The organism is Ruegeria sp. AD2(2025), assembly GCF_056542385.1.
Genome location: NZ_JBQFZS010000002.1, coordinates 293,892 through 303,322 on the forward strand (window position 1 = coordinate 293,892; position 9,431 = coordinate 303,322).

12 protein-coding genes are annotated in these 9,431 nt (G+C 62.0%); 9 read left to right on the top strand and 3 right to left on the bottom strand.

The window, feature by feature from the left end; genetic code table 11:
• The first annotated feature begins 102 nt into the window (after positions 1 to 102).
• Entirely contained in the window at positions 103 to 1,230 is a 1,128-nt protein-coding gene (locus ACR1XV_RS06595; protein WP_480529591.1) for an anhydro-N-acetylmuramic acid kinase, read from the top strand.
• 74 nt (positions 1,231 to 1,304) lie between these two features.
• Here ACR1XV_RS06595 and ACR1XV_RS06600 read toward each other — a convergent pair whose 3' ends face one another.
• On the bottom strand, positions 1,305 to 1,724 hold the full coding sequence (locus tag ACR1XV_RS06600; protein ID WP_480529592.1) for a cupin domain-containing protein: 420 nt from the start codon (positions 1,722 to 1,724) through the stop codon (positions 1,305 to 1,307).
• A gap of 87 nt (positions 1,725 to 1,811) precedes the next feature.
• Here ACR1XV_RS06600 and ACR1XV_RS06605 point away from each other — a divergent pair, with 87 nt between their 5' ends.
• The 8 genes from ACR1XV_RS06605 to ACR1XV_RS06640 all read left to right on the top strand — a co-directional run bounded on the left by ACR1XV_RS06605 (position 1,812) and on the right by ACR1XV_RS06640 (position 8,012).
• The gene (locus ACR1XV_RS06605) at positions 1,812 to 3,230 is read left to right on the top strand and encodes a protein adenylyltransferase SelO (RefSeq protein WP_480529593.1); all 1,419 of its coding nucleotides are present in this window, start codon (positions 1,812 to 1,814) and stop codon (positions 3,228 to 3,230) included.
• 144 nt (positions 3,231 to 3,374) lie between these two features.
• Complete coding sequence (locus tag ACR1XV_RS06610) at positions 3,375 to 3,638, top strand: hypothetical protein (protein ID WP_480529594.1); 264 nt, start codon at positions 3,375 to 3,377, stop codon at positions 3,636 to 3,638.
• A gap of 45 nt (positions 3,639 to 3,683) precedes the next feature.
• Positions 3,684 to 4,388 (top strand): endonuclease/exonuclease/phosphatase family protein, encoded by a 705-nt coding sequence (locus ACR1XV_RS06615; RefSeq protein WP_480529595.1) that lies wholly within the window; start codon positions 3,684 to 3,686, stop codon positions 4,386 to 4,388.
• Between the two features lie 71 nt (positions 4,389 to 4,459).
• Positions 4,460 to 4,873, top strand: coding sequence for a Fur family transcriptional regulator (locus ACR1XV_RS06620; RefSeq protein WP_480529596.1), 414 nt, complete (start codon positions 4,460 to 4,462; stop codon positions 4,871 to 4,873).
• Positions 4,874 to 5,010: 137 nt separating this feature from the next.
• Entirely contained in the window at positions 5,011 to 5,889 is an 879-nt protein-coding gene (locus ACR1XV_RS06625; protein ID WP_480529597.1) for a DMT family transporter, read from the top strand.
• Positions 5,890 to 6,025: 136 nt separating this feature from the next.
• On the top strand, positions 6,026 to 7,303 hold the full coding sequence (eno, locus tag ACR1XV_RS06630) for a phosphopyruvate hydratase (RefSeq protein ID WP_480529598.1): 1,278 nt from the start codon (positions 6,026 to 6,028) through the stop codon (positions 7,301 to 7,303).
• A 121-nt stretch (positions 7,304 to 7,424) separates the two neighbouring features.
• Entirely contained in the window at positions 7,425 to 7,742 is a 318-nt protein-coding gene (locus ACR1XV_RS06635) for a hypothetical protein (RefSeq protein ID WP_480529599.1), read from the top strand.
• A 102-nt stretch (positions 7,743 to 7,844) separates the two neighbouring features.
• The gene (locus ACR1XV_RS06640) at positions 7,845 to 8,012 is read left to right on the top strand and encodes a hypothetical protein (protein ID WP_480529600.1); all 168 of its coding nucleotides are present in this window, start codon (positions 7,845 to 7,847) and stop codon (positions 8,010 to 8,012) included.
• Here the strand turns inward: ACR1XV_RS06640 and ACR1XV_RS06645 are convergent.
• Both ACR1XV_RS06645 and ACR1XV_RS06650 read right to left on the bottom strand, forming a co-directional pair.
• Entirely contained in the window at positions 8,009 to 8,458 is a 450-nt protein-coding gene (locus ACR1XV_RS06645) for a GNAT family N-acetyltransferase (protein WP_480529601.1), read from the bottom strand. The two genes, ACR1XV_RS06640 and ACR1XV_RS06645, sit on opposite strands and share 4 nt — an antisense overlap.
• On the bottom strand, positions 8,455 to 9,393 hold the full coding sequence (locus ACR1XV_RS06650) for a nucleoside hydrolase (RefSeq protein WP_480529602.1): 939 nt from the start codon (positions 9,391 to 9,393) through the stop codon (positions 8,455 to 8,457). Before ACR1XV_RS06650 ends, ACR1XV_RS06645 begins: the two co-directional genes overlap by 4 nt.
• Between the last annotated feature and the right edge of the window lie 38 nt (positions 9,394 to 9,431).

Consider the following 9,431-nt stretch of genomic DNA (forward strand, 5'->3'; position numbering starts at 1 on the left):
GGGGCAGGGGTCTGGGGGCAGTTTGAAACTTGTGCAGCGTCTGGTTGAGTGGCCCTTGCGGGCCGTCGCGGATGGACGCGCGGGATTGAGCAGGAGAGAGGCGTGAGCCGGAGCAACGGAAAAACCGGGCCGATCCGGGCGCTGGGGGCGATGTCGGGGACCTCGCTGGACGGTGTGGATGCCGCTGTGGTCGAAACCGACGGGCAGCGGATTTTTGGCTTTGGCGAGAGCCGCTATCGCGCCTATTCCGAGGCCGAGCGCGCGGTTCTGCGGGCGGCGTTGGGCCAGTGGCACGGGGCCGAGGTTGAGGCGGCAGGCGAACTGGTGACGCTGGCCCATGCCGAGGCTTTGGCCGAGTTTGAAGAGGTCGACATGATCGGCTTTCACGGCCAGACCTTGGCGCATGAGCCGCGGGGACGCGGGACGCTACAGGTGGGCGATGGGATCGGCTTGTCGCAGGCTTTGGGGCTGCCAGTGGTCTGGGATTTCCGCAGCGACGACGTGGCTTTGGGCGGAGAGGGTGCGCCGCTGGCGCCGTTCTTTCACTTCGCTTGCGCCAAGTGGATTGGCGCGGATGAACCGCTGTGTTTTCTGAATCTGGGCGGTGTGGGCAATCTGACCTATGTGGACCCCGCCTTTGACGGCCCCGAAGCGCCGGGAGCGCTGCTGGCTTTTGATACCGGGCCAGCGAATGCACCGGTGGATGATTTGATGCAGGCGCGGCTGGGTCTGCCGATGGACCGGGATGGGGCGCTGGCGCGCGGCGGGACGGTTGAAACCGGCGCGCTGGAGCTGTTTCTGGCCGAGCCGTTTTTTAACCGAATGCCGCCGAAGTCCCTGGACCGCAATGATTTTGCCGAGATGATCGGGTTGGTGCAGGAACTGAGCGATGCGGATGCGGTGGCGACCCTGACCGGCATGTGTGCGGCGGGTGTGGTCCAAGGGATGGAGCATTGCCCCAAGCCGCCTGCGCGTCTGCTGGTCACCGGCGGAGGGCGGCGCAATCCGGTGTTGATGGAGATGCTGCGGGTCGCGCTGGATTGTCCGGTTGAGCCTGTCGAGGCCGTGGGTCTGGATGGCGACATGCTGGAGGCGCAGGCCTTTGCCTATCTCGCCGTGCGGGTGGCGCGGGGGATGCCGACCTCTTGCCCCGGAACAACCGGGGTTGGTGCGCTTGTCGGGGGCGGGGTTGTGTCGTCTCCGGCGCGGGAGGTTGTGGCGCGCGGGTAGGGGGCTCTGCCCCCGTCGCTGCGCGACTCCCCCGGGATATTTTTGGCCAGATGAAGAGGGGGTTCGGGGTGGGCTCAGCCGCGGGGGATGTCGAATTCGGGGGCGGCGAGGGTGAAGCCGTCGAATTCGAAGCCGGGCGAAACGGTGCAGCTGACGAGGGTGAAGCCTCCGGTACTGCGGGCGGCTTGCCAGTGGTTTTCGGGGACGATCAGTTGTGGGGTGCCTTGGGTCAGATCCGGGGTCAGCAGGTGATCGGTGGCGGGGCCGTCATCGGTGGCGCTGAGCGACAGGATCAGCGGGGCGCCGGCGTGGTAGAGCCAGATCTCGGTCGCGTCGACGCGGTGCCAGTGGCTGTGTTCGCCCTCGGCCAGCAGGAAGTAGATGCAGGTGCCGGTGGCGCGACCTGCGTTCTGGGCGCGCCAGGTTTCGCGGAACCAGCCACCCTCGGGGTGGCGTTGCAGGTTGAGGTGGGTGATGATGTCCTGTGCGGTCATTGCGGGCCTTTGGTTGTTTGAGGCGATTATGCACGGGCGGGTGCGATCTGCTATGGCAATTGTGCATGTAGGGCATATGTTTGCCGCATGACCCTGACGATCCCGTTTGACAACAGCTATGCCCGTCTGCCCGATGCGTTTTATGCGCGGCAGGCCCCGGTGCCGGTGCGCGCGCCGCATCTGATTGCGTTCAATGCCGATCTGGCGCGATTGCTGGGGATTTCGCCGGGCGATGTGGAAGAGATGGCTGAGGCTTTTGGCGGGAATAGTGTGCCCGAGGGGGCGCAACCGTTGGCGCAGCTGTATTCCGGGCATCAGTTCGGCAATTACAATCCGCAGCTTGGTGACGGGCGTGCCGTGTTATTGGGTGAGACGGTGGGCACCGATGGTGTCCGGCGTGACATTCAGTTGAAGGGGTCGGGGCCGACGCCGTTTTCGCGTCAGGGCGATGGGCGCGCGTGGCTGGGGCCGGTGCTGCGGGAATATGTGGTGTCCGAGGCGATGTATGCGCTGGGAATTCCGACCACTCGTGCGCTGGCGGCGGTCGAGACCGGTGAGATCGTGCTGCGTGAGGGGCCGATGCCCGGCGCAGTGCTGACCCGTGTGGCGCAGAGCCATTTGCGGGTGGGGACCTTTCAGGTGTTTGCCGCGCGCGGGCAGTTGAACAGTTTGCGGCGGCTGACTGACTATGCCATCGCGCGTCATTACCCGGAGACCGAGGGGCCGATGGGGTTATTGCGCGCGGTGCGGGATGCGCAGGCGCGGCTGATTGCCCAGTGGATGAGCGTTGGGTTCATTCATGGGGTGATGAATACGGATAACTGCTCGATTGCGGGGGAGACCATTGATTACGGGCCGTGTGCCTTCATGGACAGCTATCATCCGAACACGGTCTACAGCTCGATCGATCGGATGGGGCGTTATGCCTATTCCAACCAGCCCGAGATTGCGGTGTGGAATCTGGCGCAGTTGGCGACGGCTCTGATCCAGCAGGTTGAGGATAAGGAGGCCGCGGTGGAGGAGGCGACCGAGATCGTGCATGCCATGCCCGATCTGCTGCAGGCCGAGTGGTTGCGGCGGTTTCGGGCCAAGATCGGTCTGTCGCGGGCCGAGGATGGGGATTTGCAGATGATCTCGGACCTGCTGGTGCGTATGGCTGGGGGTGGTGCGGATTTTACCAATACGTTCCGGGCGCTGGGTGGGGATCGGGCGCGGGATGAGTTCATCGATCCGGTTGCATTTGACGGATGGGCCGAGGGCTGGCGTGCGCGGCTGCAGCGCGAGGCGACCCCGGCGAAGGTGATGGCGGCGGCCAATCCGGCCTTTATCCCGCGCAATCACCGGGTCGAGCAGATGATTCAGGCTGCTGTGCAGGGTGATTACGCACCGTTTCATCGTTTGAACGCGGTGTTGTCGCGGCCTTATGAGGATCAGCCTGATGCGTCTGATCTGATGCGACCGCCGGCTGAGGGCGAAGTTGTTCAGGCGACGTTCTGCGGGACGTGATAGGCGCGGTTTCTTAAAAAGAAACCGGCCCTGAAACTTTTGAAGTTTCAGGTACTGGTGGTGAGGTTTGCCGGTGGGAACTTGCGGCTTCAACTCCTGTTGCTTTGCGACTAAGTTGCAGAGACCACAAAACTGGAGAATTTTATGAAACTCGTGTTCGCTCTGACGCTCATTCTACCCTTCGTGGCGTGCTCGACCGGGCCGGTTGCGAATGTGACCAGGGAAGAAGCGATTGAGTTGCTGAATGCGGGGCGTGTCTCGGCCATTGGTGTGTCGCATTCCGGGTGGACGAGCCTGTCATTGGACGACGGTGAAACCCGTCAGAACAAGGCAGAGGTCATCGGATACCCGGACAGCCTGTTGGCGGAATGCGAAGATTGCAGCAATGTCGCCCAATGGATTGAATAGCGGGGCTAGTGGTTTGCGTGCGCGCCGATCGGATCTTTGCTTGCCATGACCCAGCCGCCAACCCTGCGCCTTGCCAGCTATAACATCCAGAAATGCGTGGGCCTCGATTTTCGGCGGCAGCCGCAGCGGATTTTACAGGTCATCGAGAGTATGCGGGCCGATATCGTGGTACTGCAGGAGGCCGACAAGCGCCTGCCGCCGCGCCCTGCCGCCCTGCCGCATTTCATGCTGGATGAGGCTGGTTGGCAGATTGTCGATCTGGGTGGTGCAGGGAGTCTGGGATGGCATGGCAACGCCGTGATCTGGCGTGGGGACGCCATCCAGGTGCGCCAGACCGGGCATCACGATTTGCCGGGGCTGGAGCCTCGGGGGGCGGTGCGGGTCGAGTTCGAAACGCAGATCGGGCCGCTGCGGGTGATGGGAATGCATCTGGGGTTGCTACCTGCATCGCGGCGGCAGCAGATCGGCCATATCCGGCGCTGCGATTCTGATCTGGATGACATGCCCACCGTCTGGGCAGGGGATTTCAACGAATGGTCGCGTCAGCCCGTGCTGGACCATCTGGCCCCGGATATGCGGTTTCTGCCGCCGGTACCCAGCTTTCCCGCGGCGCAGCCTTTGGGGGCGCTGGACAGAATCGCGCTGGGGCATGGGCTTGAGGCGACCTTGCATGGGGTGCATGACGCGCGGCCTGCGCATATTGCCTCGGATCATTTGCCGGTCTGGGCGGACCTGCGCCGCGCGGCCTGAGGCAAAATCGTCGGTGGCGCAGGGCGCGTGGACATACTAAGACTGAGGTCCGAACAAGTCCGGGGGTCACCATGTCCGACACGATCATCGCCCGTTGCGAGGCCAAGGGCCTGCGCATGACCGGCCAGCGCCGGACCATTGCGCGCGTGTTGCAGCAGAGCGCCGATCACCCGGATGTGGAAGAACTCTATGCCCGTGCCTCGGCCGAGGATGCGGGGATTTCCATCGCAACGGTATATCGCACCGTGAAGCTGTTTGAAGAGGCAGGCATTCTGGAACGGCTGGAGTTCGGCGATGGCCGCGCGCGTTATGAGGATGCCGAGCGGGATCACCATGATCATCTGATCGACATGCAATCGGGCGAGGTGATCGAATTCGTCGATCCCGAGATCGAGGCTTTGCAGGAAAAGATCGCGGCCAAGCTGGGCTATAAGCTGAAAGGGCACCGGCTGGAGCTGTACGGCGTACCTCTGGACAAGGACTGATCCATCAGGGAACGCGATTGGCCGTATCACGGCAAGTCATCGAAGCTGTCGTAATCAGGCTTGCGGTGTCGGAGATGTTCCTGTTCTGCTGACATGACGGCCCGGAGATCACCGGACCGCCCCCAACGGAAACGCGCATGAACAATGTAAACGGTATTTTGCTGATCATCGTCTCGATGGCGGCTTTCTCGATTGAAGATATGTTTATCAAGCATCTGTCGGGGAGCGTACCGAGCGGTCAGATCATGATCGTTCTCAGTCTGTTTTGCGGCTTGGTGTTTGTTGCACTGTCGGTGATCACCGGAAAGCGCATCTTTGATCCGTTGGCTTGGCGCTCGCTGACCATGGCGCGCGCGCTGGCCGAAGCGGTTGGGACATTGGCTTTTGTCGCAGCGTTGTCGCGGGTTGAGCTGTCAATCGTTGCCTCGGTGTTTCAGGCCATGCCGCTGGTGGTGACCATGGGGGCTGCGCTGTTTCTGGGTGAGCAGGTCGGTTGGCGACGCTGGAGCGCTGTCAGTATTGGCTTTCTCGGTGTTCTGATGATCATCCGACCGGGGTTCGATGGGTTCAGGCCCGAGCTTTTGCTGGTTGTGGTCGCCGTAGTTACTATTGCAGCACGGGATTTGATTACCCGGCGGCTGGACGCTCGCGTAGCGTCGTCGGTGGTTGCCGTTCAGGCTTATTTGGCTGTGGGGCTAGTCGGTGTGATTGCGATGATCTTGTTTAATCAGCCGGTTGCACCACTTCAGGCAATGCAGGTTGGCCCCTATCTGGGCGCTATCGGCTTTGGAGTTCTGGCCTACTACTGTATCGTGACGGCGATGCGGGTCGGAGAGGCTTCGGCCCTTATGCCTTATCGCTATACCCGGCTGGTGTTTTCGATCCTGATAGGCGTGACGGTCTTTGGCGAACGCCCCGATGCGATGACGTTAGCCGGTGCGACGCTGATCATCGCCTCGGGCCTTTACACCTTTGTCCGCGAACGCCGTCTGGCGCGTCAGTTGACCGCCGCCTGATCGCTGTTGGCGCAAACAGGCAAGTGTTAGCCCTAAAGGCAGGAAAATATGCTTGTTAGCGATAACGGACCCGGTTTACTTTTCGCCGGTTGCTGCTATGACGCGTGCAACCGAATGCAGCCATAGGGACAGCCTCATGAGCACGATCATCGACATCCACGCACGCGAAATTCTGGACAGCCGGGGCAATCCGACGGTCGAGGTGGACGTGATTCTGGAAGACGGCACCATGGGCCGCGCGGCGGTGCCCTCGGGCGCGTCAACGGGGGCCTATGAGGCGGTGGAAAAGCGCGATGGCGACAAAGCGCGTTACATGGGCAAAGGCGTGCTGGAGGCGGTCGCCGCCGTGAACGGTGAGATTGCCGAGGAACTGGTGGGCTTTGACGCGACCGAGCAGGTCGCCATCGACCAGACCATGATCGAACTGGATGGGACTGACAACAAGGGCCGTCTGGGCGCAAACGCCATTCTGGGCGTCTCGCTGGCCACCGCGAAAGCGGCGGCGGATTTCACCACGCAGCCCTTGTATCGCTATGTTGGTGGCACCTCAGCCCGGGTTCTGCCGGTGCCGATGATGAACATCATCAACGGCGGTGAGCATGCCGACAACCCGATCGACATTCAGGAATTTATGATTATGCCGACCGCAGCCGCGAACATCCGCGAGGCGGTACGCATGGGGTCCGAGGTGTTCCACACGCTGAAAAAAGAGCTGTCGACGGCGGGTCTGGCCACCGGTGTGGGCGACGAGGGCGGCTTTGCCCCGAACATCGCCAGCACGCGCGAGGCGTTGGACTTCATCCTGAAATCCATCGAAAAGGCGGGTTACAAGCCGGGTGAAGAAATTCATCTGGCCCTCGATTGCGCCGCGACCGAGTATTTTAAGGATGGTAAGTACGTTCTGGCGGGCGAGGGCATCTCGCTGACGTCCGACGAAAACGCCGCTTATCTGGCCGCACTGGTCAATGACTACCCGATCATCTCGATCGAAGACGGCATGTCCGAAGATGACTGGGACGGCTGGCGCGCCCTGACCGATCTGCTGGGTGACAAGGTGCAACTGGTGGGCGACGATCTGTTCGTGACCAACCCCGAACGTCTGGCCGAGGGGATCAGGAATGGCTGCGCCAACTCGATGCTGGTCAAGGTGAACCAGATCGGGTCGCTGACCGAAACCCTGCGCGCCGTCGATATGGCTCATCGTGCACGGTACACGAACGTGATGTCCCACCGCTCGGGCGAGACCGAGGACGCGACGATTGCGGATCTGGCGGTGGCGACGAACTGCGGTCAGATCAAGACCGGCAGCCTTGCGCGGTCGGACCGGTTGGCCAAATACAACCAGCTGATCCGCATCGAGGAATCGCTGGGCGAAGTCGCCGAATATGCGGGCGCGTCGATCCTGAAACGGTGATCGCAGCGCCGATCCAGACCCGGATCAGGCCTCGGCGGTAACGCCGGGGCCATTTTTTCTTTGCGTCCTTCGCGATCCGTCTAAGCTGAACCCCAGCAGCCAGGATAGGAGAGGACGTCTTATGACCACATTCAAACACATCGCAGGCGCGGGGGCGCTGTTGATCCTGCCTCAGCTTGCTTGGGCCGATCATCCACCCGAAGCGGTGTGTCAGAAGATGGTCGAGGGCGATCCCAGCGGGCAGATCACGATGGAGGAGTGCCTGTGTACCTATAACGTCGCTGACACGGTTCTGGACGACGATATCAAGGCGCTGCTGTTTCAGTCGTGGTACACGGGCGAAAACGTGACCTCGCAGTTGGAGGCGCTGCCGGAGCCCAAGCGGGTGCAAAGACAGTTCAAGACCATGGAGCGGACGTTCAAGAAGAACTGCCTCTAGGTCTCACGCTCTGCTGACATAAATTTGCGTATGTGTGAACTGGTTCCTATTACCCTCACGTAACCCCCGGTATCCTGCCTGTATTGCAGAAAGGGGGACATTATGTCTGCTTCAAAGGTCTTTCTTGTAATTTCAATGCTTTCCGCCGGAATGCTGGCCGCATGTTCAGAGCCGGGGACCTATCCGATCACGGGGATGGAGGTCTCGCAGGATGATCCGGTGCGGGAAATGTACAATCCGGGCCTGATTTTCCGGGGCGAGTCGCGCTAGAGCGATTTGCTCATGAGCATATAGCGGTCGCGCGGTTTGAAGCCTGAGCGCAGATAGAGTTTCTGCGCGGTCTCGTTGGTGCGATCGACTTCGAGGTGCAGCGCCGTCAGCCCGGCCTCGGCCAGCGCCTTTGGCAGGTCCTGCAACACTTCGCTGGCGATGCCGCGGCCCCTTACGGCGGGGCGGATGTAGATTTCGTCGACGAAGGCGTCCATGCCGCCGAACTCGACCGACCAGCCGAAGGTGAGGATGACATAGCCCAGCGGCGCGCGGCCCGGGCCGATCAGATAGATGCAGCCATGCGGTATGCCGTCCAGCAGAGGGGCCAGCGCGGTGCGGCGTTTGTCGTCATCCTGTGCGATGCCGGATTCAGAGTGGAAAGCCGACACCAGCGCCATCAGGCGATCCAGATCGTCGGGGCGGGCAAGGCGGAGAGCGGCGGTCATAGGCGGGCCAGCCTTTCTGTGAGCAGGTCGAAGAAACCCTGAGCGTCGACGTCGCCCATGAACATGGCATTGGGGGCGCGGTCTGTGACCCGCCACCAGTCGGCGACAGTCATGCCCAGCGTCAGTTCGGACTGCGTTTCGATCTCGACATTGATGTGACGGCCCGAGAACAGGTTTGGCTGGATCAGATAGGCGGTGACGCAGGGATCGTGCAGGGGAGCCCCTTCAGAGCCGTATTTCTCCTTGTCGAACCGTTCAAAGAAGTCGGTCATCTCGGCAACCGCATGGCCCACCTTGCTGTCCAGCGCGCGGAAGGCATCGTTGCGGTGCGGCGTGACCAGCGCGTCATGGGTGACATCCAGTGGCATCACCACGATAGGGGCACCGGATTTGAACACGATATCAGCGGCTTCGGGGTCGACATAAATGTTGAATTCCGCTGCCGGAGTGATGTTGCCGACCTCGAAATACGCCCCGCCCATCAGCACGATTTCCTGCACTCGGTCAATGATATCGGGCGCCTTTTGGAATGCTGTGGCGATGTTGGTCAGTGGCCCAAGCGGGCAGAGGGTCACGGTGCCGGGCTCATGTGCGCGCAGGGTGTCGATGATGAAATCGACCGCGTGCCCCATGGCCAATTCCATCTGCGGATCGGGCAGGACCGGGCCGTCGAGCCCGGTTTTGCCGTGCACATGCTCGGCCGTGACCAGAGGGCGCTTCAGAGGTCGGTCGCATCCGGCATAAACGGGAATATCCGTGTGGCCTGCCAGTTCGCAGACGATGCGGGCGTTCTTGGCGGTCAGCTCCAGCGGTACGTTCCCGGCGACGGCGGTGATGCCCAACACCTCGATCTCTTCGGGGCTGGCAAGGGCCAGCAGGATGGCGACGGCGTCGTCCTGACCGGGGTCGGTATCGATGATGATCTTGCGGGGCATGGGGGTCTCCCGGAGGGGGTGTGAGGGCCGGACACTCG

Coding starts and splice junctions, on each gene's coding strand:
- ACR1XV_RS06600 (WP_480529592.1), bottom strand. CDS start 1,724: ATGACCGCACAGGACATCATCACCCACCTCAACCTGCAACGCCACCCC.
- ACR1XV_RS06610 (WP_480529594.1), top strand. CDS start 3,375: ATGAAACTCGTGTTCGCTCTGACGCTCATTCTACCCTTCGTGGCGTGC.
- ACR1XV_RS06640 (WP_480529600.1), top strand. CDS start 7,845: ATGTCTGCTTCAAAGGTCTTTCTTGTAATTTCAATGCTTTCCGCCGGA.
- ACR1XV_RS06650 (WP_480529602.1), bottom strand. CDS start 9,393: ATGCCCCGCAAGATCATCATCGATACCGACCCCGGTCAGGACGACGCC.
- eno (WP_480529598.1), top strand. CDS start 6,026: ATGAGCACGATCATCGACATCCACGCACGCGAAATTCTGGACAGCCGG.
- ACR1XV_RS06625 (WP_480529597.1), top strand. CDS start 5,011: ATGAACAATGTAAACGGTATTTTGCTGATCATCGTCTCGATGGCGGCT.
- ACR1XV_RS06635 (WP_480529599.1), top strand. CDS start 7,425: ATGACCACATTCAAACACATCGCAGGCGCGGGGGCGCTGTTGATCCTG.
- ACR1XV_RS06605 (WP_480529593.1), top strand. CDS start 1,812: ATGACCCTGACGATCCCGTTTGACAACAGCTATGCCCGTCTGCCCGAT.
- ACR1XV_RS06645 (WP_480529601.1), bottom strand. CDS start 8,458: ATGACCGCCGCTCTCCGCCTTGCCCGCCCCGACGATCTGGATCGCCTG.
- ACR1XV_RS06620 (WP_480529596.1), top strand. CDS start 4,460: ATGTCCGACACGATCATCGCCCGTTGCGAGGCCAAGGGCCTGCGCATG.
- ACR1XV_RS06615 (WP_480529595.1), top strand. CDS start 3,684: ATGACCCAGCCGCCAACCCTGCGCCTTGCCAGCTATAACATCCAGAAA.